The sequence below is a fragment of the Desulfofustis glycolicus DSM 9705 genome (assembly GCF_900130015.1).
In the GTDB taxonomy this organism is placed as follows: domain Bacteria; phylum Desulfobacterota; class Desulfobulbia; order Desulfobulbales; family Desulfocapsaceae; genus Desulfofustis; species Desulfofustis glycolicus.
The window spans coordinates 76,225-100,086 of the sequence record NZ_FQXS01000012.1 but is presented as its reverse complement, the minus strand read 5'-3'; the positions used below and the strand labels follow the sequence as shown (position 1 = coordinate 100,086).

21 protein-coding genes are annotated in these 23,862 nt (G+C 57.9%); 6 read left to right on the top strand and 15 right to left on the bottom strand.

The window, feature by feature from the left end:
* Positions 1-16 precede the first annotated feature (16 nt).
* From BUC26_RS11325 to BUC26_RS11305, 5 genes are all read right to left on the bottom strand, one after another.
* Positions 17-508 (bottom strand): YchJ family protein, encoded by a 492-nt coding sequence (locus BUC26_RS11325; protein ID WP_073376066.1) that lies wholly within the window; start codon positions 506-508, stop codon positions 17-19.
* A 55-nt stretch (positions 509-563) separates the two neighbouring features.
* On the bottom strand, positions 564-2,069 hold the full coding sequence (locus tag BUC26_RS11320; RefSeq protein ID WP_208609773.1) for a CDP-alcohol phosphatidyltransferase family protein: 1,506 nt from the start codon (positions 2,067-2,069) through the stop codon (positions 564-566).
* A gap of 210 nt (positions 2,070-2,279) precedes the next feature.
* Positions 2,280-3,926 carry a fatty acid--CoA ligase gene (locus tag BUC26_RS11315; RefSeq protein WP_073376063.1) on the bottom strand — a complete coding sequence of 549 codons (1,647 nt, stop codon included), beginning with the start codon at positions 3,924-3,926 and terminating at the stop codon, positions 2,280-2,282.
* Positions 3,927-4,158: 232 nt separating this feature from the next.
* Entirely contained in the window at positions 4,159-5,082 is a 924-nt protein-coding gene (locus BUC26_RS11310; RefSeq protein ID WP_073376061.1) for a DMT family transporter, read from the bottom strand.
* 75 nt (positions 5,083-5,157) lie between these two features.
* Complete coding sequence (locus BUC26_RS11305) at positions 5,158-5,835, bottom strand: metal-dependent hydrolase (RefSeq protein ID WP_073376060.1); 678 nt, start codon at positions 5,833-5,835, stop codon at positions 5,158-5,160.
* A gap of 530 nt (positions 5,836-6,365) precedes the next feature.
* Here BUC26_RS11305 and BUC26_RS11300 point away from each other — a divergent pair.
* A complete protein-coding gene (locus BUC26_RS11300) occupies positions 6,366-6,935 on the top strand; it encodes a poly-gamma-glutamate hydrolase family protein (protein WP_073376058.1) in 570 nt (189 codons plus the stop codon).
* Positions 6,936-6,939: 4 nt separating this feature from the next.
* Here the strand turns inward: BUC26_RS11300 and BUC26_RS11295 are convergent, their stop codons facing one another.
* The 8 genes from BUC26_RS11295 to cobO form a co-directional block, all read right to left on the bottom strand.
* Positions 6,940-8,322, bottom strand: coding sequence for an FAD-binding oxidoreductase (locus BUC26_RS11295; RefSeq protein ID WP_073376056.1), 1,383 nt, complete (start codon positions 8,320-8,322; stop codon positions 6,940-6,942).
* A 218-nt stretch (positions 8,323-8,540) separates the two neighbouring features.
* A complete protein-coding gene (locus BUC26_RS11290; protein ID WP_073376055.1) occupies positions 8,541-9,503 on the bottom strand; it encodes a putative transporter in 963 nt (320 codons plus the stop codon).
* A gap of 207 nt (positions 9,504-9,710) precedes the next feature.
* Entirely contained in the window at positions 9,711-10,355 is a 645-nt protein-coding gene (locus BUC26_RS11285) for a plasmid pRiA4b ORF-3 family protein (RefSeq protein ID WP_073376053.1), read from the bottom strand.
* Positions 10,356-10,444: 89 nt separating this feature from the next.
* Positions 10,445-11,122, bottom strand: coding sequence for a nitroreductase (locus BUC26_RS11280; protein WP_073376052.1), 678 nt, complete (start codon positions 11,120-11,122; stop codon positions 10,445-10,447).
* 118 nt (positions 11,123-11,240) lie between these two features.
* On the bottom strand, positions 11,241-14,180 hold the full coding sequence (locus tag BUC26_RS22715) for a DUF294 nucleotidyltransferase-like domain-containing protein (protein WP_161949841.1): 2,940 nt from the start codon (positions 14,178-14,180) through the stop codon (positions 11,241-11,243).
* A 268-nt stretch (positions 14,181-14,448) separates the two neighbouring features.
* On the bottom strand, positions 14,449-15,621 hold the full coding sequence (locus BUC26_RS11260) for an HD-GYP domain-containing protein (RefSeq protein ID WP_073376051.1): 1,173 nt from the start codon (positions 15,619-15,621) through the stop codon (positions 14,449-14,451).
* Positions 15,622-15,687: 66 nt separating this feature from the next.
* Positions 15,688-16,839: a CaiB/BaiF CoA transferase family protein gene (locus BUC26_RS11255; protein WP_073376049.1), complete on the bottom strand. Its 1,152-nt coding sequence runs from the start codon at positions 16,837-16,839 to the stop codon at positions 15,688-15,690.
* Between the two features lie 13 nt (positions 16,840-16,852).
* Positions 16,853-17,374, bottom strand: a complete 522-nt coding sequence (cobO, locus tag BUC26_RS11250; protein ID WP_073376047.1) for a cob(I)yrinic acid a,c-diamide adenosyltransferase — start codon at positions 17,372-17,374, stop codon at positions 16,853-16,855.
* A gap of 693 nt (positions 17,375-18,067) precedes the next feature.
* On the opposite strand from cobO, the gene BUC26_RS11245 reads away from it, so the two are divergent.
* The 3 genes from BUC26_RS11245 to BUC26_RS11235 all read left to right on the top strand — a co-directional run bounded on the left by BUC26_RS11245 (position 18,068) and on the right by BUC26_RS11235 (position 20,658).
* Positions 18,068-18,331, top strand: a complete 264-nt coding sequence (locus BUC26_RS11245) for a DUF997 family protein (RefSeq protein WP_073376046.1) — start codon at positions 18,068-18,070, stop codon at positions 18,329-18,331.
* A 15-nt stretch (positions 18,332-18,346) separates the two neighbouring features.
* Complete coding sequence (locus tag BUC26_RS11240) at positions 18,347-19,996, top strand: sodium:solute symporter family transporter (protein ID WP_073376044.1); 1,650 nt, start codon at positions 18,347-18,349, stop codon at positions 19,994-19,996.
* 86 nt (positions 19,997-20,082) lie between these two features.
* Positions 20,083-20,658 (top strand): YIP1 family protein, encoded by a 576-nt coding sequence (locus BUC26_RS11235; RefSeq protein WP_073376042.1) that lies wholly within the window; start codon positions 20,083-20,085, stop codon positions 20,656-20,658.
* Here the strand turns inward: BUC26_RS11235 and BUC26_RS11230 are convergent.
* Entirely contained in the window at positions 20,640-21,722 is a 1,083-nt protein-coding gene (locus BUC26_RS11230; protein ID WP_073376041.1) for an adenylate/guanylate cyclase domain-containing protein, read from the bottom strand. The two genes, BUC26_RS11235 and BUC26_RS11230, sit on opposite strands and share 19 nt — an antisense overlap.
* Positions 21,723-22,120: 398 nt before the next feature.
* Between BUC26_RS11230 and BUC26_RS11225 the strand changes: the two genes are divergently transcribed.
* Complete coding sequence (locus BUC26_RS11225) at positions 22,121-22,837, top strand: AzlC family ABC transporter permease (protein WP_073376039.1); 717 nt, start codon at positions 22,121-22,123, stop codon at positions 22,835-22,837.
* Entirely contained in the window at positions 22,830-23,135 is a 306-nt protein-coding gene (locus BUC26_RS11220; protein WP_073376038.1) for an AzlD family protein, read from the top strand. Before BUC26_RS11225 ends, BUC26_RS11220 begins: the two co-directional genes overlap by 8 nt.
* Positions 23,136-23,447: 312 nt before the next feature.
* Here the strand turns inward: BUC26_RS11220 and yajC are convergent, their stop codons facing one another.
* A complete protein-coding gene (yajC, locus tag BUC26_RS11215) occupies positions 23,448-23,813 on the bottom strand; it encodes a preprotein translocase subunit YajC (RefSeq protein WP_073376036.1) in 366 nt (121 codons plus the stop codon).
* Positions 23,814-23,862 lie beyond the last annotated feature (49 nt).

Here is a 23,862-nt window from a genome sequence, read left to right as displayed (position 1 = left end):
CGGTACCTGCACGCCTCTAGCCGCGGCCGCAGCACTTCTTGAACTTCAGCCCGCTGCCGCAGGGACAGGGCTCGTTACGGCCCACCTTGGGCCGGTCCCGTACCACCGGCCGGGCCGGCGGTGGCTGCCCGTCGTAGAAATACCATCCCCCCTCATGACGACGGAAACTGGCAATTTCGTGGTGCCGGACCGGGCGGTCCTTTTCGGTATAGGCGGCGATAAATTCCACGGTGCCGGTCTCGTCTTCGGGTCCACCCTGGTGCGTGGCGATGATTGTCAATCCCTGCCATTCGCTGTTACGGGACCATGCTTCGATCTCCTGCTCCGAATAGCCACTACGCTTGTCGGGATAAGTACTCTGGTAAATGAATTGCACCTGTCCCTGGACATAGGCGCTGTAACGCGCCCGCATTAAAGCTTCGGCGGTTTGGGCGGTCTGGCTGCCCGTAATGATGGGTTCACAGCAGTCGCTATAGGTCTGAGCCGACCCGCAGGGGCATTGATCCATCGATACTCTCCAATCGGTTGTTGTTTGTATCAGGGGGTGAGCTCCGGTATGCCGCTCAGGAATCCGTTTGGCGCGACTCCCGGGCCGCCTCCGCCGGGTCAATCCGCCAGGTGACCAGCGGCGAAACGACGTACAGACCCATAAAGGCCAGGCAGACCAGGCCGAACCAGGGTGTTACCACGGTCATCAGGGCGACCAGAGCGAGGCGGGTCAGCCACGGATTGCGGCTCATGTAGCGCCCCATATGCAGATAATGAATAAAATAGCAATTCATCAGCAGCGCCGTAAAAATCATCAAGCCAAACGAGAAATACCCCCATAACGACAGCCAGGGTGAGCTGTCGCCGGCGGCCTGGCTGAACACGATCAGCGGTGCCAGCACGAGCATGGCCCCGGCAGGCGTCGGCAGGCCTTTGAAAAATCCGGGAATCGGCTGTTTGTCGAGGGTAAAATAGACCAGCCGGCCAAGGCCCAGCAAGCTATACAAAATCGCGACCAGGCCGACCGGCAGCGTGGTGAAGCTGTCCGGCGCCAGATCGCGCAGACAGATATAAAAAATCCAGCCGGGCACGATGCAGAAACTCACCGCGTCGGCGAAATCGTCCATCAGCCCGCCCAGATTGACTCTGCGTTCCGCTACCTCTTCCGGGAGCGGCTCGGTAAGCCCCAGGCGCCGGGCAAGGGCGCCGTCGAGCTTGTCAAAAGTGGCGGCTCCGATGATCATCAGGTACGCCTCACGGATACGCCCCTGGTAGGCGAAAAAGACGGCAAGCAACCCCATCAGCGCATTCATCACGGTCAATGCGTTGGGAAAGACGGCAAGGATCCGACGGCGCAACAGCTGGTCGCCCAGGCACAGTTCGTCAAGGCAGAACGTTCCATATTTCCGGCAATAGCCGGCAATGGAGCCGAGATTGATAACGAGAAACAGGATCTCGACAAAGAAGAGCCCCTGCAGGGGAAAATTGGCCAACCAGGAAAATTGAGTATATAACCAGGACGAAGGTCCTTCCGGGACGTAGAAGGCGTAGGCGTAGAGCAGGGCGCTGACCGGCGCGGCAACCATGGTGCGCAACCGGTTGTATTCGCTGAGAGACGGCTCGATCCCCTGGCGGACGGCAAAACCGCGCATGAAGGCGGCGAAATTATCGCGGATCAGGACGACCACGCAGAGCAGTAGCACGAACATCGCGTGCAGCAATTGGCCTTTGCTGTAATCCGGCATCATCACCAGCAGGCGCCACATCATCCCAACCGCAATAACCGGAAAAATGATGGAGTAGACCAGCTTGTCCAGCAAGCGATCCGCCAGGTGGGCCAACGGCGCATCGGGACGGAAGCGGGCGGCGAACCAGCCGTCCACCAAATCGAACGTCATCGATAGCAGCAACAGACTGACTCCGATGGTATAGACCACCGGGTTCTGCTGCCACATGATCGACAGGGCACAGATCATGCCGCCGAAAACCAGTACCGGTCTGCTATAAACGAGAATCGCGGAAAACGTCCTGGGTAGATGCATGGTTCCGGGCGGTGCTGCTGGTTGTTTCGAGTCGCTCATCAGGCGTCAAAAAGCAGGGTGCGTCAGACTGAAACAGCGGTGACCGCCCTGCCGGTGAATCAACGAGTCACCAATCCTAGCCGATTGGGACAAGCAGGACAATAGTTTATAGTCTCCTCCCCATCCGGGCCTTGTCAATATAAAATCAGCTCCCCGGGCTGGCCGGTTCTGCCTGAGGCTGCATCACCATAGGCCCGGCGAGCCGGAGAATCAGCCGAACTCCTGGCGCATCATCCGCTTGTTCAGTTTGCCGACGCTGGTTTTGGGCAGCTCGGCTACGACCAGTATCTTATCCGGCACCGCATAACGGGGAATCAAGCCCTGTTTCGCCGCATCAGCCATAAACTCCTGCAACCCCTTACTGTCGACCGCTTCCTCCTGGCCAGGCTTGAGCGTGACGATCAATAGCGGCCGCTCACCCCATTTATCATCGGGGACACCAATCGCCGCCGCTTCCAGAACGGCCGGATGACGGCTGATGCAGTTCTCGAGATCCAGCGAGGAAATCCACTCGCCGCCGGTCTTGATAACATCTTTGATCCGATCGGTTACCTGAAGATAGCCGGCAGCGTCGATATGCCCGACATCACCGCTGTGCAGCCAACCGTCACGCCAGAGGTCCCGGGTCTTGGCCGGCGACTTGAAGTAGTCCCTGGTCAACCAGGGGGCCCGGAAGACAATCTCGCCGACCGTCTGACCATCGTGCGGCAGCGGTTGGCCATCAAGATCAACCACCTCGAACTCGACCAGGGGAATGGGCAGGCCGGTCTTGACCACCAGGTTGAGCAGCGCGTCGTCATCGAGGCTGCCGAGCATCGAGGTCTTCGGCGTCGACAGACTGATCACCGGACACGTCTCCGACATCCCGTAACCGGTATAAACGACAATACCGAGCTGTTGCGCGGCCGCCGCCAGCCCGGTGGACAGTTTGGCGCCACCGATAATGACCTTCCAGCGCGACAGGTCTACCTGGCGGGCGGCCGGACTGGATACCAGCATCTGCAGGATAGTCGGTACGCAGTGGGAAGCGGTAACCCCTTCCGTGACGATGAGCCTCAGCAGCATCTCCGGTTCATACTTGCCGGGGTAGACCTGCTTGGTAGCGAGCATCGTCGCAACGTAGGGGAGTCCCCAGGCATGAACATGAAACATCGGTGTGAGCGGCATATACACATCATCGGAGCGAAACCGCCCGATGGTCTCGTAGCTGCCCAGGGCCAGAGCGAGTGACAGGGTGTGCAGCACCAGTTGCCGATGACTGAAATGGACCCCTTTCGGGTCCCCGGTGGTTCCGGTGGTATAAAACGTCGTCGCCTTGGTATGCTCGTCGAGATCGGGAAAATTATAATGATCGGCACTGTCCGCGAGCAATTGTTCGTAGTCGCAGCAAATCTCGAGCGAGCTCTCCGCCACCTGCTCGTTTTCGATGATCACAACGATTTTCTCAACCCAGGTGAGTCGCTCGCGGATCTGCGCCAGCAATGGCAGAAAGTCGGAGTTGACGATGATCAGTCGGGCCTCGGCATGATTGATGGTGTATTCAAGCTGGTTGGCGGACAAGCGCCAGTTGACCATCTGCATCACCGCGCCCATCATCGGAATGGCGAAAAAACTCTCAAGGTAGCGATTGCTGTCATAGTCAAACACCGCCACCGTATCACCGGCCTGGATGCCGAGTCGCCCCAGTCCGCCGGCAAGCCGGTGGATCCGCTCATTGAGCTGTTGATAGCTGCACCTGAACCGATCCCGGTAAACGATTTCCTGGTCGGTGGCATAGGTGAGCGCCGTCGTCAGCAGTTTCTTGATAATCAACGGATACTCATAGCACTCTCCAACCTGCAGTGTTTCATGCCCCATACCCTCTCCTCCTCTTCTTGTTCATCTCTTTGACAAACCATACGACGCGTGATGCGAAGCCGAAGCGACGACAACCTTCCGCCCCGACAACGGTCGCACGCACACCCGATTTAATGAGGTAACGATCTCCCTGAGCTTAGCTGAGCGCATGCTCGATGGCAATACATTTTGCGTAAACGTCAACTAAACGGTGTTCACCCTCACTCTAACCGGTAGCCGACTCCTGTCCGGTCTACCGCGATAACGGCGGACGTCTGCGATTAATCACAAGCAGTCCCAGCGAGACGAAGATAATTGCGGCAACCAGATTCACCGTCAACGGCTCGCCAAGAAGCAGCACCCCTAAGGTAACCCCGGAAATCGGCATGACAAAGACAAACGCATGCAAGGCGGTCGCCCCGTACCGTTTGATCAGCGTGTTCCAGGCAACCATGCCGAAAGCGGCAGTGACAAAGGTCTGGTAGAAAAGGGCGGCGGCAATGGTTGTATCGAAATGCTTGATCATAACCGGATCGACGAACACGCCACACATCAAAAACAGCGGCGCCGCCATCAGCATCGGGTAAACGGTGAACTGCAGCGGCTGGAAAGCGGCAATAATCCGTTTGGAGTAAACGGCATTGCTGCCCCAGACAACAACAGCCAGCAACACCAGCAGATCCCCCTGCACAACTTCAGCGGTCAACCCGATGGAATCGATAAAGAGCAGCACCACACCGGTAAATCCCAGAACCAGACCGCCAACCTTGCGCCAGGAGATCCTGTCGTCAACAAGAAAGACGTGGGCCAGCACCATGACCACAAACGGCAGGGCGTTGGTGATCAGCGTGCCGTGCGATGCGGTGGTTCGGTCGATACCGAGATAAAAGAGGGAGAGTTGGACAAAAAAGATCAGCCCGAGCGGTGCCAACTGGAGCCGCTGCTTCCTGTTCAATGACAGCGGTTTGCCGGTCAGTCGAGCCCAGCACCAGATGGTCGCCGCGGCCAGACCGAAACGCAGTCCGGCCGAAGTAAAGACGCCGAGCCCGCCGAGGCTGATCTTGATCGCGACGGCATTGGCACCAAACAGGATACAGAGAAACAGACTGGAAAGAGCTGCCGTGGGCGGCAATCCCTGACCGGACGCAGAACTCGTCGTCTTTTCGATTTCGTTCACTGACGCTCCGCCCGCCATGGCCGTGTCCGACGGAGCGGCTCTTGCGCGGGTTCTACCGCTATTCGACCCGCGGTGCTAAAGATCGATTTCTTCCCCGTAGGCCATGACCCGGGCCTTCTTCCCGAGCGCTTCGACTTTCTGCACAAAGAGCTCCGGGTCCACAGCAATCACCGGGAAGGTGTTATAGTGCATCGGGATCGCCAGCTGTGGATTGATCAATTCCACCGCTTTGACCGCATCGTCAATGCCCATCGTAAAATTATCGCCGATCGGAAGTAACAGCGTGTCGACCGGGTTCATCTCGCCGATCAGCTTCATGTCGTAAAACAGGCCGGTATCACCGGTGTGGTAGAGGGTCTTGCCATCGATGGTCAGCAAGACGCCGGCGGCCAGGCCGCCGTAGGTGTTGTCCGGAGTCATCGAGCCGTGGTGGGCGATGGTGAATTTGAGCCGCCCGAATTCAAACTCGTACGCTCCGCCGATGTGCATGTTGTGGGCACGAAAGCCCTTGTCGCTGCAATAATTGGCCAGCTCATGGACGCAGATGAATAACGGATCGCACCGTTCTGCGATCTTGAAGGCATCGCCGACATGGTCGGCGTGGGCATGGGTCAGCACGATGAAATCGGCAGTTACCTCGTCGGATCCAACCGGCGAGGTCGGATTGTCATCGAGAAACGGATCGATGAGCAGGATCTGACCGGCAGCGGTGGTAATCTGAAATGATGAGTGGGAAAAATAGCGCAGCTTCATATCATCCTCCTCGATCTGTAGCGGCCCGGGAAAGCGACGCCCCGGCAAAGCCGGGGGGGCGACACGCCCGGGTCATGGTTGCTCACGCAGCCTCTGTTCGCAAGGCTAAACCGCTTACCGTATCGAGCTTAGCAGCAATATGGTGGCTTTTCAATTGCTTTGTCCGGTCGTTTCCGGTACAGCGAAAAGCAGGCACCCCGGCCAGGCGCACGATCGCTCAACGGGGATTCACGAGTGTCATCTAACCCCCATGAAGGAACGTCACAACAAGCGATGAAAATCGGCGCCTTGGTAGGATGGGCTGGTTGATCCTCCCTCCGGCTGCTGCGCTGCGGCCTGATCGGCCGGGCTCCGAGGCCGGCAGACAGGCCATCCATGGCCTGGCCGCCGGTGGCGGACGTCCTGCCCGCCACCCTTCGGGCCTGATTCTCCGCCCCGCCGGGCCTACGCGATGCAGCCTCCGGGAGAACCAACCAGCCCGGGAAGTTCAGCCTGTGGAACCGATTTTCGTATAAAAAAACCGTGTACGAATGGACACCTATCCCAACTTTTCACTGTTGCTCCAACACGAACACGACTTTGTCATCGAACAAGCCGACCGTGGAGCGACGACGACTATTGTGGCTCCGCACGGCGGCGCGGTCGAGCCGCACACCTCAGATATCGCCCGACTCATCGCCGGGGATGAATACAACTATTTCCTGTTCAATGGTGCCAAAGGCGCCGATAACGGCGTCCTGCACATTACCAGCCATCACTGGGACCATCCAGCGGGCCTGGCCCTAGTGACGCGCTCGCTCCGGGTGATCACCGTGCATGGCTGCCGGGCCGTTGAAGCGGTGGTAATCGTCGGCGGCCGTGACACCCGGCTGCGCGACCTGATTGTCGAGGAAATGGACCGTTGTGGCCAGCCGGCCGTCATCGCAGCTACCGGTCGCCACAGTGGCCGCCATCAACGCAACGTCTGCAACCGGGGACTGACCGGCAGCGGCGTACAGCTGGAAATCAGCCGCCCACTTCGCGACGATCCGTCCTGCTGGCCGGCACTCGCCGGTGCCGTGCGGACGGCTATTGGCCGCTGCCGAAAACACCGGGGGTGAGGGTTCAGAGAAAGATCTTACCCGGGTTCATCAACCCCTTCGGGTCAAGCAGCTGTTTGATCTGGGCCATCACATCATAACTGTCGCCGTGCTCCAACCGCATGAATCGACGCTTGCCGATGCCGACGCCGTGCTCGCCGGTACAGGTCCCGTCCAGCTCGATGGCCCGTTCGACCACCCGCCGGTTGATGTCCTCCAGTTTGTCCCACTCGACGTCGTCTTCGGGATCGCCGGCTAGTACCACGTGCAGATTGCCGTCGCCGGCGTGGCCGAAGACATAGCCGGCCACACCGTGTTCCCTGACGAGCTGCCGGGCAAAAACCACCATTTCCGGGTAGCTGCCAATCGGCACCGCGGCATCGACGATCAAAGTGCGTGTGCCGGGATGGGCTCGATGGATCGTTTCCCAAGCCTCATGCCGGGCCCGCCAGAGATCGGCCCGCTGCTGCGGGTCGATACCGTAACGAAAGTCAAGGGCGCCGCAATCTTCGCATAGCTCACGGGCCAACGCCACCGTTTCCTGCAGCATCGCCTCGCTGGCGCCGTGGAATTCGCAGAACAGCGACGGCTGTTCCGCCAGGCCGAGCCCCTTTTCCTCGTTCATCAGATGGATGATCTCCTCGGTAAGCAGTTCCAGGGCTGCCGGGTCCATACCCGAGCCGATCATCAGCGCGACGGTCTCAGAGGCCGCTTCCAGCGTGGGGAAGGTTACCGTTACCGCCAGGTGACAGTCGGGAACCCCGGCCAGGCGCACGGTAGCTTCGGTCACCACCCCGAGCGTACCCTCGGAACCGACAAACAGTCGCGTCAGATCGTAGCCCGACGACGACTTGCGCGCCCGGCAGCCGGTCCTGATAATCCTGCCGTCGGGGAGGACCACGGTCAGGCGCTGTACGTAATCCTTGGTTGCCCCGTACTTGACGGTCTGAACCCCGGAGGCGTTGTTGGCGATCATGCCGCCGATGGTCGCGTCTGCCCCCGGGTCCACCGGAAAAAATAATCCCTCGCTGCTCAACCGGGCGTTCAGCTCCTTGCGAAACACCCCCGGCTGCACATCGACCTGCAGATCCTCCGGTCGAACCGTGAGAATCCTGTTCATTCGAGTCATATCCATGACCAGCCCGCCGACGGTCGGCAGTGGGTTGCCCTCCGTACTCGTCCCGGCTCCCCAGGGGGTTACGGCAATTTCCTGGCCGTAGCTCCAGGCCAGGATCTTCGCCACCTCCTCGGTCGACTCCGGCCAGAGGACCGCCGCCGGCAGAACACCGCTGTGCGGGGAAATATCATGCATGTGCAACTCAAGATGGGACCGGCCGGTGGAAAAGCGCTCCGGTCCGAGCCACTGTTCTAATTGCTGTCGTTGCTCACTACTCAGTTCCTCTGTCATCCCATACTCCTCTTGTGTTGTCCTGCCGGTGGTCCTCTCTAGGGAACCTTGAAAAATTGTCATTCCGCCCAATCTCGTTGTTGCTCAATCACATTTTATCCTCGAAATATCATGTATATGCCTGCGGTAAAATTTTCTTGCGCGCCTCGATCTTGAACGAAATTCCGAATTTTTCAAGCTCCCCTTTACCCGGATGATATGGCCGCCGCCGCTGTCCGTCAATAACCGATATTGTGTTCAAACTCCCGAAGACGCTTATGGATCGAACGCAGCTCGGTGATGGTTGTCCAATTGGCGATAAAAATTGAAAATGATTCACGGACCTTGCTGAAGGCATTGGAGACCTGGACCAGCACGCCCAGCGTGATCAGTCCGGTAAACAGACCGGGCCCCATAATCAGATAGGGGACGATGATCATCAGCTGCTCGAAGAAATTGACCCAGATATCAAAATAGCCATAGTGGAGGAAGAGTCGGTGATAGTTGATCTTCAGACCGGTAAAAAGCTCCACCAGCGTCTCCGTCTTGCCGAAATTGACCTTGTCGTCTTCGGCATAGACCAATTCCTTGCGAAAGGCCGCCTCCACCTTCTGGTTGTTGTATTCCAATCCCGGCAGTTTGATCCCGACGAACCAGGAAATAAGCAGGCCACCAAGCGATACCAGCAGGGCCACCCAGACCAGGCTGCCCGGGATTTCCCTGACCAGCGGCAGATCGACCCCGCTGCTCAGGGCCCAGAGGATCGGCAGGAAGGCGATCAGGGTCAGCATAGCCCTCACCACCTGGAGTCCGAGGCTTTCGAAAATACGGGCAAAACGATAGATATCCTCCTGGATCCGCTGACTGGAGCCCTCCACTTCCTGCTCGACGGTCTGCCACTTACTCACATAGGAAAAGGTCATCGCCTCGCGCCAGCGAAAGGCGTAAACCCTGGTCACGTAAGCAGTCGCCGTAGCGATCAGGACATAGGGAAAAGCGATCCAGGCGAACTTGACCATCTCACCCCAGAACTCGGCAACCTGGTGCTCAGTAGCTCGCTGCAGCATATTGTAAAAGCCGCCGTACCATTCGTTGATCCTGACCGTCAGCCGTACCTGGATGTAAAGGGAAACCAGCAATCCCAGACCGCCGCCATAGGCCCACCAGAACCATTTTCTGGTCCTGAAAAAGGAACGAAACATGAATACCTCAACACTCTGTCAGAAATGGGGATTTTCGGCGGCGACCGGTGCCGGTGCTCCCGCCCGAACTGCAGCTCGGTAAGCAGTCAGCACTCCATACCACGTCTCGGCCGGCGCGCCAAGCACCAGCTGACGTGCCGGCGCGCTGGGGCGACCCGTCGCCGGATATCGGATTACCGCCGGGCGGACCGGGCCACAGGCCCCGGGTCAGTGGTGTTCGCCCGGAAATAGGTGCGCAAGGCGTTGATTGATAACCGTAATATCGCAGGCCGTCACGGAAAAGTCAGGAACGCCGGGCAGGGACAGACGAACGGTATTCCGATCAAGTTGATCCTGGTCCAATTCGGCAAGCAGGCACTGATAACGATGGATATCACCGATCGACTCGGGCGGACACCCCCGGTCTCCGGTCAGGGCGACCGGACAGCCACCGGAGATCGGCGGTCTGACCACCTCCTCCAAAGTCAACTCGATTTCCCAGCCCTGACCGCCATCATAGAGATAGGTAAAGATGAACTGCATCCCCTCTTCCAGCTGGTGCAGGGAAGCGGCCGCCTCGTCATAGCCGATTGCTCCGTCCTGCCCGGCGGCAAGAGGGCGCGGTTGGTAAAAGATCTTGCCGACGAGAAACCGATGTGCGTCACTGTCGCACCAGCCCAGACTGATCTGGATGATCCGGTGCAGATCGGCCAGGGTCAGTGTGCCGGGCACCAGAAGCCGTCGCCAGATCAGCGGATCGGAAAAACAGACGGAAAGCAGCAGCCGGTAATCGGGGACCGTCTCACCATCGCTGCCGGTCTGCCGGGGCGCCGTTTTACCTTTCGAAAAATCACCACGTAATACGTGCGCCATGTCTGTCATCCCGAAGTATCATCATTCGTGCCGCCACCCGGTGCGTCCTCTGTTCCGTACGCGCCCGGAGAACATTAGGTGAGCCGGTCTTACACAGAATCGCCCGAGAAGAAGCGAGTAAACGATTCGACGGGTTCGCGCGAGGTGCGATACTGATTGATCGGGGCCGCCGTATCCTCATAGCCGATTGCCAGACCGCCGAGCAACAGCAGGTCTTCACGATAGCCGAGAGTGCGCTTGACAAGCTGCGGGTATTCACCGAGCGCCGCCTGCGGGCAGGTTGCCAGACCTTCCTCGACGGCCATCAGCATTACGGCCATCAGGAACATACCGTAATCCATGTAGGAACCGGTTTCCAGAGACGGCTCGATGAAAAAGAACAGGGCCGCCGGTGCGTCAAAGGCTCGATAGTTGGCAGCCCACTGCTCCTGCCGCCGCTCCTTGTCCTGGCGTGTAATGCCGAGACTGGAATAGAGCTGCAGACCGCATTCGATCCGTCGTGATTTATAGGGTTCCTGCCACTGCAGCGGGTAATACTGGTAATCCATCCGCCGTTCCTCGCCGCGGCGAAACGCTTCCTCGAGCTGCTGCTGGAGCTGCTGTTTGGCCGTGCCGGTCACCACCGCCACCTGCCACGGCTGGATATTGACACCCGACGGGGCGTGTCGCGCCGCGTCGAGAATGCGCCGCAGTTTCTCCGGCTCGATATCCTGTTGCAAAAAAGCCCGGGTTGACTTGCGCCTGGACAACGCCTCGCTAACTCTCATGTCTCCTCCCTGATCTCGTGTTTCCCCTCCGCCACCGTCCGATCTCGAGCTACCCACGGCCGGTTCGGAGACGAGGGGAGCTTGAAGAATTCGAAATGCCAATTTTTCAAGGTTCCCACTAGAAATAGATCTCGCTCTGACCAACCTGGCTCAACTGTTTGCGCAACTGGTTGATCTGGCCGAAGATCTTTTCCAACAGCTCCTTTTCCATCGGCGAGATCTCGTCGATATGCACATGGTTGTCCGGTTCCTCTCCCTCGTCTATCCGCTTCAGCTGATGCCTGAGTCGTAATTGCATCAGATAGTTATATGCCTCCCTGAGTTCCGCATGCCGCTCTTTGCCGAGTACCCCTTTTTCCAGCAAACTGTCCAGGCGATGCAGGGTCGAGGTACTTTCCAGGCCATGGAAAATTGCATAAATCCTGGCAAAAACAATAACCTGGGCCATTACGTGCTTGATATTGAAGGTGTCGGGATGCTCCCCTCCGGACTCGACGGCGAGTTTGCCGAAAAAATCTATCGGCACCTTGAACAGCAAGGTATTCTGGGCCATCTGATAAAGAAAGGCCTTCTGCTTCATTCCTTTTGTAAAAACGTGGGTGCGAAGCTGCTCGGTCAGGGAAGCGGTACCATAAAGACAGCGGAAATCGAAAAAGATGCTCACTTCCATCAACTCTTCCGGGCCGGATTCGCCGATCCATTTGGAAAAATAGTTTTTCCAGACGGCAAGCGGCTGGCACCAGGAGGGGTTCATCGCCATCACGTTGCCGGCACAGAAACGGTAGCCGACCTGATCGAGCCAGGTGCAGACCATCGACCCGAGACGCTGGAAGTACTCATGCACCCCGGGCGACCGAACCTCGGCGACATCGGCGAAAATGATGGCATTGTCCTGGTCGGTAACCAGGGTCTGCTCGCCGCGTCCCTCGCTGCCGACGCTGACAAAGGCAAACTGAACCGGCGGCTCGCCGAGTTCGGCGATGGCCAGATCGAGCAGCCGGGTGAGCACCGTATCGGAGATCGTGGTAACGACCCGGGTGATATTTTCGGCATGGGCACCGCTGTCGATGAGGGCCTTGATGATGCGCGGCAGTCGTCTCAGGCTGACCCCGATGGTACCGACCGAAGCTGCACTGCGGATCTGTTCCAGCACAAAAGCCGACGAGTAGCGATGCACATCGAGCAGCTCCTCGTTGCTGATCACACTGGCTACCGCCCCGCCGGCATCCCTGACCACCAGGTGCTTGATGCCCCGCTCCTGCAGTAGCAGAACGGCTTCGAAAATCAGTGCCGAATCGTCGATGTAAATGAGCGGGGCACTCATCACCTGGTAGACCGGAGCATCGATGGCCACCGTACCGCCCACCACCCGCTCGCGCAGAACGAGATCGGTGACGATACCAATCATCGCCCCGGACTCACTGGTCACCAGGATCGCACTGCGCCCGGCCTCGCTCATCATGGCAGCCGCCGTGCGAATCGGCGTATTGAGGTTGCAGGAAATATAGCCGCTCAGTGAACTGCGCACCGGCTGGTTTAAAAACATCAGGGATGTCTGCAACTCGACGATCAAGTTTTCCCGCTCCTCTTCGCTCTGCTGACGGCGGCTGATGTCCTCCAGCAGGCCGTCACAATAGAGGGGTGTGCCGTCCTCGTCCCTGACCAGGACCATGGAAATCGATATCGTTCGCGATCCGCCCTGCGAATCCTTGAGACTGAGGGATTTCTCTTTGACGAGTCCATCCTGCTGCAGGTTCGCAACGAGTTCCTGTCGTTCCTGCGAATCGGGAAAAAAATCAAGCAGGTTGGCTTCGAGCAACGGTCTACCGCCTTGCTGCTGCAGCAACTCCTTCGTCACATCGTTGGCCTCGAGAAACCTGAAGCCACCGCCGGCACCAGTCCGGAACATGCCAATACGCAGGCGGTCGGCCAGTTGCCGGAACCGTTCTCGGCTTTGCTCCAGCTCTTCCTCGAGCCGCCTGCTGTTGCGGATATCGCGGGCAGTCAATACGACGACTTTCTGAGAACCCAGGTCTTTCCGGGCCAAACTGACGACGGTTGTCAACGGACGGCCGTCTTTGCGTTTGAGCACGATCTCGTGTTGTCCGACCGTCACGTAGCCGTGCAGAGCGTTTTCCCAGATCTCCCGGCTCTGTTCATGCGCGGCGCCTTCTCCGGCAACCAGGGTGGCCACATTCATCTCTTCCAGCTCGGCACCGCTGTAGCCGAGTAATTCTTCCATTCCCTTGTTGGCATAGAGACAAAAACCGTTGTGGAGCATCATGATCGGATCTACGGCGGCCTCGACGAGCGTCTTGTATTTCACCCGGGACAGCCGCAACGACGCTTCGGCACTCCGCCGCCGCCGCTCGATGATCAGGCTGCGTATCACGGTCACCGTCAACAGCAGGGCAATGACCACCATGCCGAAATAAATCATCCGGGTCAATCGCCTGGTGATCTCGTCGGTTTTCTGCTCAACGTCATCAAGGTACACACCGGTGCCGACGACCCAGCCCCACGGCTCGAATTTTCTGACGTAGGATAACTTGGGAACGTCCATCGATTCTTCATACTTCTTGTTCCAGATATAACCGATAAAGCCGCTTTGGGCCGAGGACAGGGCCTCCTTGATTTCCATGAACAATCGCTTGCCGCCGGCATCCTCAAAAGAGCTGAGATCACTACCGATCAACTCTTTTGAGTAGGGATGCATCACCAGTCGGGGGTGCATATCGCTGATCCAGAAATAATCACGGCCCTCCCGGCCGTAGCGCAGGTGTTCGATCTCCTCCACCGCTTTTTCCTGGGCCTCGGAACGGCTCAACAGGCCGGCTTGCTCCTGCTCCTCATAGAGCACCATGACACTCCAGGCAACATTGACCAACTCGCGAATCATTTCTCGTTTGCTATCGAGAAAGGTCTCTTTGAAAACCGGGATAATCACCACATAGATCGAACCGACAGCGATCATGATGACGAGCGCCGTCGGCAGGATAATGCCGAGGACAAACTTCAACCAGGAGCCCGATTGCTCATCGACCAGATGCTGTTGCATTGTTGGTTGCTCCGGTGTTGGTTGACTGGAAATGTTTAAATGAAAATCGAGTTCCCGGATTGGTTGGCTATCCCTCCGGCTGCTGCGCTGCGGCCTGATCGGCCGGGCTCCGCGGCCGGCAGACAGGCCATCCATGGCCTGGCGAGAAGCCTTCGGGCCTGCTTCTCCGCTCCGCCGGGCCTTCGCGATACAGCCTTCGGGACAGCCAACCAGCCCTGCCGGTCGTGGTAATAATTTTCATACTGCGTTGTAACTCCCGGTCATGGGGCTAGATAAACAGCTGTGCGGCCATTGGTCGACCGGCCGCCAATTTTTGCCGGTAACGCTGCAAGCAGGCCAGATCGGAGCCGCAAATCCCATCGGCCACGAGGTCCGGGTGTTCCGTCAGGGCGGCAAACAGCGCGGCGACAACGGCCGGATCGAATTGTCGGCCGGCTCCCTGTTGCAGGTTGACCACGGCATCTGCCAGTTTCATCCGGGCGAAATGGGTGCGGCCGGCCAACATCGTCTCGAAGGCATCGCAAACCGTCAGAATCCGGGCACCCAATGGAATAGCTTGGCCCTGCAAACCATCGGGGTAACCGCTGCCGTCGTAACGCTCATGGTGATGACGGATCAAGGGCACCACGTCGTCAAGAAAGCGCAAGGGACTGACAATCCTGGCCCCGATCACCGGATGCTGGCGAACGATATCCATTTCCCGTCGGGACAGGATACCGAGCCGTTCCAAGATATCATCATTCATGCCGATTTTACCGATATCGTGGAGCAGACCACCATGGTGGATGGCCTCGACCTCGGCTTCCGGCAGACCGAGGTGTTCGGCCGTCATTTTCGCAAACCGGGCCACCCGTACCGAATGACCGTGAGTCGATTCATCTTTCGCTTCGATGGCCAGGGCCAGGACCTCCACGACCTGCCTGAGGTTCTGCAGCATCTTCTCATCATAACTGAGGGCCTTGTGCAGCGCGATGGCGCCCTGCTCACCGAGGGCGGTGATGATTTCCCGGTCCCGTTCGCTCATTTCGCGAAAGGCATAGAAATAGACGGCCAGAATACCGGCGTGATTGCCGATGATAGCAAACGGCATGCCGATGATCGAGCCGACGCTTTTCTTACCGATGGTGTCGACCTCCGGAATCCGACGATCGGTCCGGGCATCGGCAATGTAAACGAAGGGCCCATCGGTCGGATCGAAAATCCTGCTGAGTTCCCGATAGTTGACATCGGCAAGATTGCGGTACGGAAAGCCGTCGGAAACCATGGTCTCGATCTTCTGCCGACCATGATCGACAATCCAGAAAATGCAGCCTTTCGCCCCCAATAACGATCTGATGTTCTTGACGATATGCTCGAGGATCTCGGTGGTATTCTCGCCGGAATGAATGGCCTTGCTGACCTGGGCAAACACCTTGAAAAAATCGGAATAATCAACGTTCATAAAACCTTCTCCTGAAGTCGGCCCCGACAGCGCGGACCGCAGGTGCACCGCCGACCGGCCATACCGTCAGATAACCCCCCGGCGCCGCAGATCGGCCACCTGTTCAGCCGAATAGCCAAGATCCGCCATGATCTGCTCCGAACTGCCGCCGAATCGGTCCGGCGGTCGGCGGATCGAACCAGGCGTTTCGCTCATTTTAATCGGAATGCCGAGCGCTTGCTGCGTACCGCCGGCGTCATCGTCGATGGACACGATCATATGGCGTTCTACAAAGAGCGGGTGCGAAAAAATGTCGGCAAAGCTGCTGATCGTCGTACAGCAGACATCATGGTCAGCCAACAGTTCTTCCCACTGCACCGCGGTGCGGCGGCCTATTGCCTCTTGCAGCACGTCGATCAGCTCTTGCCGGCACGATTCATCGTATTGTCGATCCGCAAAGTCGGGAATATCGAGCAGGGTGCAGAGCTGTTTCCAGAACCGGTGCTCCAGGGCGCCGACCGCAAGATAGCGCTGATCGGCCGTCTGATAGACATTATAGCAGGCATAGCGGTGGGAGAGAAGGCCATCGGCCCGGCGTGGCTCGGATCCGCATCTTCTGCACAACTCCTGCGGCAGGGCCAACAGGCCGAGCAAGCCGTCTGTCATTGAAATATCGATGTGCTGGCCTCTGCCGGTCCGCGCTCTGGCTAGCAGCGCCAGCAGAATTCCAGTCACCGCCTGCTGACCACCGCCGGCAATATCGGCAATCTGAACCCCGGGGATGGTCGGTGGGCCGTCATTCGGGCCGATCAGATCGAGAATGCCGGCAACGGCGAGATAATTGACATCGTGACCGGCACGATACCGATACGGGCCAGTCTGTCCGAAGCCGGTGATCGAGCAATAGATGAGTCCCGGGTGAATGCGACTGAGGCTATCGTAATCGATGCCGAGCCGCTCGGTGACTCCCGGCCTGAACCCCTCGATGACGACGTCGGCCGCTTCGGTCAGACGCAGAAAGATTTCTTTGCCTTCAGGATCCTTCAGATTCAGGCACAGATGCCTCTTGTTGCGGTAGAGACCGGGGAAGAACAGGTTGTCGGCGGCAAAGCGACGATCTTCGACGGCGATCACATCCGCCCCATGGTCGGCAAGGATCATCGAACAATAAGGCCCGGGCAACATCCGCGACAGGTCGAGCACTTTCAGGCCGGTAATACTTCCTGCGGCTGGCAGCATGTGCACCCCCCCTTCAGAATTCGATACCCTTTTGGGCCTTTATCCCACTGGCAAAAGCGTGCTTGACGGATTGCATATCGGTCACCGTATCGGCAATAGCCACCAACTCCGGCGGCGCGTTGCGGCCGGTGATGACAATGGTCAGCCGCGGCGGCTTCTGGGAGATGACCTCAATAATATCGGCAACGTCGAGAAAACCGAACTGCGGCAGGTAGGTGAGTTCGTCGAGAATGATCAGGTCGTAGGCGTCAGAGGCAATTTTCTGGCGCGCGAGTTCGAAGCCCGCGCGCGCCACTGACCGATCTTCTTCGATCCGTTCCTTCTTGAAGACAAAGCCCTTGCCGCAGATAAACCAGTCGAGTCCCGCCTGAGATTCGGCAAAACGTCTCTCCCCGTATTCCCCCTGCCCTTTGATAAACTGGATCACACATACCCGCCGGCCGTGGCCGAGCGCCCGAAAGGCAAGCCCCAGAGCAGCCGTCGTCTTACCTTTGCCATCGCCGGTATTGATAATAATCCGCCCGTCTCCGGTCATGTCGTTCACCCATTGTTTTTTCCAGACCAGTCAAACCCAACTTCCGTCGGCTCGTCCCTCAGCGACCGGCCCGCCCCATCACTCCTTCTTTGTCGCACTGCATAGGCTGTCTAACCCACTAAAAAAACGATACATAAAAATCGTTGACATTTTCCATGCAGTGAATTTATATTCAGGCGTATTCAGAGTGAGCGCTCGCTCAGGATGATCACAAGTGTAATCGTTATCCGGTAAATGCGCTCATGATTTTTCCTACTCCGGGAGGACCTCCACTCACCAAGGACGAGCAGATACCCCTTCCAGCTCCTCACGATCGCCCCTGACCGATCCCTCCGGACCCTGTAGCTCAGAGCGCGGAAGGAATCAACGCCACCGGCGACGAACGAGCGCTCGCTCTTTGCTGATTGACTCTCTCGCACTGACCAATGGTCGATCTGTTTCGGACCTGAACCGGGACGGCGCTATAACACTGTTTCGCCGGGCTGTTTTAACATATATGACGAGGCTGTGACGACGATCATGCCGCCCGTCAGCCCGGGACGACCACCGCTCCTTACTTGCTGATACCGGCAGGGCATCGGCCCTGTCGCAGATAAAACGCCCCTCCGCAGGCTCCTGGCCGAGATCGATCGGACTCCCGGGAAAACGACGGCGAGGGAAAACCAAAAGGCAGTTTTTCAAAAGGAGGAGAGCATGAATAGCGCGTACAAGAAGGAAATTCGATACACCCTCATTTTCAGTGTGTTATTGCTGATTTGCGGGCATCTCGGATTATTTTTCGTGGCTTTTCCGAGCCTGCAGAACCACATGGTCTTTGGTTTCCCGTCACAATATATCATCCCGGTGCTGATGGGCTGGCTCGGTCTGATGGTAGTCGTCTGGTTCCAGGCCAAGCTGTCCAACGATCTCGATGACGAGATTGAAGAGTACAGCGGTTCAACCGAGAACGTCGGGTAAGGAGGCGCGATTATCATGGAACAGCAACAATGGGTATTATCTAGCCCGACGCTCGGTATCGTTTTCGTCGGCGCTTCGTTCGTCATTTTCTACCTGATCGGCTGGTATTCCCAGAAACGGGCCAAGATCGCGACCGACTACTGGACGGCCGGCCGCAGTATCGGGGCAGTCACCAACGGCCTCGGCATGGCGTCGAGCTACATGAGCCTGGCCACCTTCATGGGCGTTACGGCACTGATTCTGAACCTCAAGGTACCGTTTGTCTATATGTGGATCCAGTTTTCCTTGTCGATACCGCTCATCACCCTCTGGTACGGAGCACCATTGCGGCGCCTGGGTGCATTTACACCGGCACAGTTTGTTCGTGAGCGCTACGGTCTGTCGACATCCTACATCACCGTTCTATTCATGATTCTCGTCATGGTCATGTACGCCCTTGGCCAGATGATCGGTGTCGCCAAGGTCTTTGAAATGCTGTTCGGCTTCAATTACAGTATCTCACTGATCTGCGGCGGTGCTCTGATTGTCGGCTACGTCACCATCGGCGGCATGTACGGTACCAGCTACAACGCCGCTTTCCAGATGATCTTGATGGGCATTGCCTTTGTCATTCCGCTTGGCGCGATCATGAAGGCCATGGGCGGCACCGGCTGGTATTTCCCACCACTGCTCTACAGCGATATGGTCCCGGCCATGCTCGAGGCGGTGCCGGATTTCTTCGACATGAAATACGGTTTTAAATGGTACCTGGCCCTGATCCCCTGCTTTACCATCGGCGCCATGGGCCTGCCCCATCTCGGCATGAGGGTCTACACCGCATCGAACCTGAAAAGCGCGCGAAATGCGATGTTCTGGTTCACCTTTTTCTGCGGCATCGTTTTCAGCGCCACCTATACCATGGGGTTTTCCGGCGTCTTCTTCCAGGCAACATCCGGTCAGGCCATTGCCCCGACCGACTTTGACAAGATCACCCTGATTCTCAACAGCGTCTACAACCCGGCCTGGGTGCTGGCCTTCGTTATTGCCGGCGCCATTGCCGCCGGCCTGTCGACGATCAGTGCCAACCTGATGGCCATTGGCGCGATGATCGCCCAGGATATCATTGCCACGATCAAGCCGAACCTGCCGGACAAGACCATGAAAATCATCGGCTATGCGGCCATTGCCGGCGGCGGTGCCGCCAGTATCCTGATTGCGCTGGATCCGCCCACCTTCCTGGTGGTCAGTATTCTCTGGGCCTTCGGCCTGGCCGGCGTTACCGTTGCCCCGGCGGCTATTCTCGGTGTCTGGTGGAAACCGGCCAATCGCTATGGAGCGTTTACCTCCATTCTTGTCTCCGGTCTCGTCTACATTCTCGTGTCACCGTATATTTTCCCCGACATCGTCATATCCACCGGCCTGCAGGCCAAGGTCGGCATGTCCGGCTCGCTGTTCTGCGTGCCGCTCAGCTTCTTCCTGCTGACTACGGTATCGATGATTACCGAGCGCATCCCGTCTCTGATGATGCGCATTCCGGTCGAACAGGATAAAATGCTCGTCGACAAAGTCCACGGCTGGTCCGAATACAGCGACGAGCGTTATAACAGCACCACCGCCGGCATCATCATTGCCGCAGTCAGTCTGTTCTTCTGCATCTACGCAGTGCTGCCGGGCGGCTGGGCGTAACCGACAACCACGAACCGATCCGGGGGCGGCAACGGGGCCCCCGGATCGATCCCGATTATTTGCTCTATAGGAAGAGAGAACGAGACGTGCCGCGCTACCTGGATCTACTTCCCGCCCTCGCCACCGGCAAAGAAGAGGTGTTTCGCTTGGCCCTGGAGGGAAAGGCCCGCCCGGTCATGCTGATCAATATTGCCATTCTCGGCACATTGTTCGGGCTGTCCAATCTGATCGGCGTCATCGGTCAGGCCGGGAGCGAAGCGTTGACAGGGCGGATGCTGCTGCTTCTGTCTCTTCTGCTCATTCTCTACGGCATCTTCACCATGTTCGCGGTCCTCTTCGGCCTGACGCTTATTTACTGGGCCGCCGCGAAGGCGTTCGGCGGTCCGGGCGGCCTGGTCCTGGTTCTCGAGTTGATCGGCCTGGCAACGCTGCCGTTCTGGCTGTTCGCTCCGCTACTGAACTATGCCATCCGCTTCCGGCCGGACGATGGAGCGGTGATGTCCATCTTCCTGGTGCCCCTGCTCCTGTCTTTTGTCTGGTCGTTTGTGCTGATCAAGAAAAGTATGGTGGTGGGACAGGGTCTGAGCGAGGGCAAGGCAACGCTGGCCGTTGCCTGCATGTGGATTTTCAGTGTCAGTGCGATCTACGTGTTTTCTCCCTGATCACGATCCTGGAGCACCCGAAACACCTCGATCTTGTCTCTGACGTTTTTATATTCGAATCGGCCCATTGCTTCGCAACGGTAGAGCCCGCCCAGCAATTCCATGGTTTTCTTGGAAACGCAGATTTCGCCACCCGGGCAGCCCCGCTCGATCCGGGAGGCGATATTGACGCCATAGCCAAGAACCGTATAGTCGCAATACTCCTCGGAACCGATAGTGCCGACCACCACCTGATCGGTATTGATACCGATACCCAAATCAATCTTCACGCCCATGCGGGTCTGCCACCGATGACGCAGGTTGCGCATCATCGCCTGCATCTCCAGCGCCGCTTCCACTGCTCGTTCGGCATGATCCGGCCGCTCCACCGGGTTCCCCCAAACCACCATCAGGGAGTCTCCGATCAGTTTATCGATAACGCCATCATTGGCCCGGGCAATCGAAATCAATTTGCCGAAACATTCACGCATCATCTTGATCACCTGCTCGGGCTCGATATCCCGGCAGAGTTTTGTAAATCCACGGAGATCGGCAAACATCACGGTGACCGTCTTGAGGACGCCGTCCTCCTTGAGCAAGCCGGGATTCTCGATGGCCAATGTGGCAATGCTCGGTTCGACAAAATGCCCGAACGTGTTTCTGATATCGTTCTTCTCTTCTTCAAGAACCGTCGACCCCCAGGCCAGGACTCTGATGATAGCAGCCAGTGTGCCGATCAGCGGGGCCGATACCGGCATAAACAGGTGAAAAGCTGTGGAATAGGAGTGGATCAGCACGGCATAAAAAAACCAGGCAATGACCGTATAGATCATGCCCTTGACCACCCCTTCTTCAAGAATGATGATACCGGGAAACAAGGTGTGAAACATGATGATCAGCACGGTGACACTGAGCGGTATCGGCTGATACCCCTCAAGCGAATCCATCCTGAACAGCGCCATGTCGAACGGCGTGAATATGTGAGCGGACTGGACCACACAGAGGGTGGCGCCGACGAGAAAAGAAACAATCAGGAAAATTTTCAGCTGAGAGTATTTGGTGTATTTCAGACGCATCGTCATCATGGCTGTCTGGTGATCTCCTCTCGGGTCATCCACTCACCTGATCGTGGTGCCGTGTCAATCGATCTGCTCCGGCGGCACCAGGCAACATCCCAGAAAAACAAATCTTTGTCCACAAAATACAAAACCGGACTATAGCCGTCTTTCTATTTTTGAACAAGAAAATAGCTGATTCCCCCCTCATCGTAGTGCCGACCGGTCGACGCAGCATCGCCTGTGGCGACGGCGGCACACCGTCGCCACAGGAACTCCTCAATCGGCCGGGTTTCCGGCACCCTAAATGGCCTTCGCAGAACCCCTTGCCATCATGCTTCAGCTGTGATTATAATCGGTGCCGCAGCGGTAACAACTGTACATGCCACAGATAATCTTCGTTCTTCGTCCGGATCACCGGTCCACAAATGGGAAATCGTCACCTCCAACAGCACCTCGACCTCCGGGCCGGATTCACCGCCAGCCTCGTCGTTGCCGCCAGTGTCGGCGCCTACGGCAGCGTTCTCGGCCTGCTCGCTGCCCAGAAAGGACTGACCTGGTATCAGTTGCTGGTCATGAACCTGAGCGTTTTTGCCGGTTCAGCGCAATTCGTCATAGTCGATATGTGGCTGCCACCGCTGCCGATCGTCGAGATTACGCTGGCCGTGCTGGTGATCAACATGCGCTACCTGCTGATCGGCGCCTCGCTCAGTCCGCTCTTCCAGGGAACATCCCTGCGCCATCGCTTTTTGTTCATGCATCTGGTTGCTGACGAAAACTGGGCCATTACCATGGCTCGTTTTCACAAGCAGAGGGTTTCCACCTGGTTTTTGCTCGGCGGCGGTCTCTGCGTTCAACTCGCCTGGTGTAGCGGCACCATGCTCGGCCATCGCCTCGGCGCGGTGATCACCAATCCGGAGCGATACGGACTCGATTTTTCCTTTGTAGCGGTCTTTACCGCGCTGGTTTTCAGTTTCTGGAGGGGACGTCGCGACTTGCTGCCCTGGCTGATCGCAGCAATGTTCGCCTTGGCCAGTGAGGCCCTGCTACCGGGGAAATGGTATATCGTCTGCGGCGGCGTTGCCGGGGCACTGGCAGCTGCAGTGCGCGAGACCGAGCCGGGCAGGGGGCACGGCAATGGCTGACACACTGCTGGTTTGGCTCGTTATCGGTGCAGCGGCGCTGGTAACCTACGGCCTGCGGATCTCCGGACTGCTGCTTGCCGGTCGTTTACCGAAATCAGGCCGGTTTAAAACGTTCATGGATGCGCTGCCCGGCACCATTCTCCTCTCCCTGATTATCCCGGCCGCAGTGGCCGCCGGGCCGATCGGCTGGCTGGCCACGCTGGCGACCGGCCTGTGTAGCTGCAAGACGGGCAATGTCTTCCTGTCAATGGTGGTCGGTGTGGCAATCGTCGCTCTTGGCCGCTGGTGGGGCATATAACCCCCATGGCTAATGGTCACAACGAAACATGATCGGCATCGTGGTCGGAAGAGCTGGCCGATCCTGCCGGAGGCTGCATCGTGAAGGACCGGCGGGCCGGAGAATCAGGCCCGTAGGGCTGTGGACAGGACGTCAGCAGCCGGAGGCAGGACCGGCCAGCGGCCATCCCCCGGAGCGATTGATTTTCATGTAAAACCATCGGTGAGCCGATAATTGACCGGGCGTGAAAACACGAAGGGCGGATCGGCTGATGCCGGTCCGCCCTTCGTGTCCAATTCTACACCTGTAGAACAATCAGCAGCCTCTAATCCCTCACGACCCTGAGGACTTGGCCTTCTTCTCCTTGCCGCCCGCCTCCGATTTGGCGTCTTCTTTTACCTGCGGGCCGGCGATGGCGTCACGGGCCACCTTGATCCGCACGTTATCGGCAATCTCCAGGGTCAGCACACCATCGGTCAGGCCGGTGATTTCACCGTAGACGCCACCCTTGGTGACCACCCGGTCTCCCTTTTTCAACTCGCTCAAATAGGCCTGATGCTGTTTTGCCTGCTTTTGCTGAGGCCGAATCAACAGAAAATAAAAAACCACGAAAATCAGGATCAACGGGATGAATGACGCAAATCCCCCGGCTGCTCCTCCGCCCGCTGCCCCTTCGGCCGCGTAGGCTATACTTGTCATCTGAGTACCTCCCTTTGAGAATCGATTTGTCCGAATAGACGAAAAAACT

Excerpts from the sequence above, each read along its gene's own strand:
- BUC26_RS11325 (WP_073376066.1), bottom strand. The coding sequence starts at position 508 with ATGGATCAATGCCCCTGCGGGTCGGCTCAGACCTATAGCGACTGCTGT.
- BUC26_RS11320 (WP_208609773.1), bottom strand. The coding sequence starts at position 2,069 with ATGAGCGACTCGAAACAACCAGCAGCACCGCCCGGAACCATGCATCTA.
- BUC26_RS11315 (WP_073376063.1), bottom strand. The coding sequence starts at position 3,926 with ATGGGGCATGAAACACTGCAGGTTGGAGAGTGCTATGAGTATCCGTTG.
- BUC26_RS11305 (WP_073376060.1), bottom strand. The coding sequence starts at position 5,835 with ATGAAGCTGCGCTATTTTTCCCACTCATCATTTCAGATTACCACCGCT.
- BUC26_RS11300 (WP_073376058.1), top strand. The coding sequence starts at position 6,366 with ATGGACACCTATCCCAACTTTTCACTGTTGCTCCAACACGAACACGAC.
- BUC26_RS11295 (WP_073376056.1), bottom strand. The coding sequence starts at position 8,322 with ATGACAGAGGAACTGAGTAGTGAGCAACGACAGCAATTAGAACAGTGG.
- BUC26_RS11290 (WP_073376055.1), bottom strand. The coding sequence starts at position 9,503 with ATGTTTCGTTCCTTTTTCAGGACCAGAAAATGGTTCTGGTGGGCCTAT.
- BUC26_RS11285 (WP_073376053.1), bottom strand. The coding sequence starts at position 10,355 with ATGGCGCACGTATTACGTGGTGATTTTTCGAAAGGTAAAACGGCGCCC.
- BUC26_RS11280 (WP_073376052.1), bottom strand. The coding sequence starts at position 11,122 with ATGAGAGTTAGCGAGGCGTTGTCCAGGCGCAAGTCAACCCGGGCTTTT.
- BUC26_RS22715 (WP_161949841.1), bottom strand. The coding sequence starts at position 14,180 with ATGCAACAGCATCTGGTCGATGAGCAATCGGGCTCCTGGTTGAAGTTT.
- BUC26_RS11260 (WP_073376051.1), bottom strand. The coding sequence starts at position 15,621 with ATGAACGTTGATTATTCCGATTTTTTCAAGGTGTTTGCCCAGGTCAGC.
- BUC26_RS11255 (WP_073376049.1), bottom strand. The coding sequence starts at position 16,839 with ATGCTGCCAGCCGCAGGAAGTATTACCGGCCTGAAAGTGCTCGACCTG.
- cobO (WP_073376047.1), bottom strand. The coding sequence starts at position 17,374 with ATGACCGGAGACGGGCGGATTATTATCAATACCGGCGATGGCAAAGGT.
- BUC26_RS11245 (WP_073376046.1), top strand. The coding sequence starts at position 18,068 with ATGAATAGCGCGTACAAGAAGGAAATTCGATACACCCTCATTTTCAGT.
- BUC26_RS11240 (WP_073376044.1), top strand. The coding sequence starts at position 18,347 with ATGGAACAGCAACAATGGGTATTATCTAGCCCGACGCTCGGTATCGTT.
- BUC26_RS11230 (WP_073376041.1), bottom strand. The coding sequence starts at position 21,722 with ATGATGACGATGCGTCTGAAATACACCAAATACTCTCAGCTGAAAATT.
- BUC26_RS11225 (WP_073376039.1), top strand. The coding sequence starts at position 22,121 with ATGGGAAATCGTCACCTCCAACAGCACCTCGACCTCCGGGCCGGATTC.
- BUC26_RS11220 (WP_073376038.1), top strand. The coding sequence starts at position 22,830 with ATGGCTGACACACTGCTGGTTTGGCTCGTTATCGGTGCAGCGGCGCTG.
- yajC (WP_073376036.1), bottom strand. The coding sequence starts at position 23,813 with ATGACAAGTATAGCCTACGCGGCCGAAGGGGCAGCGGGCGGAGGAGCA.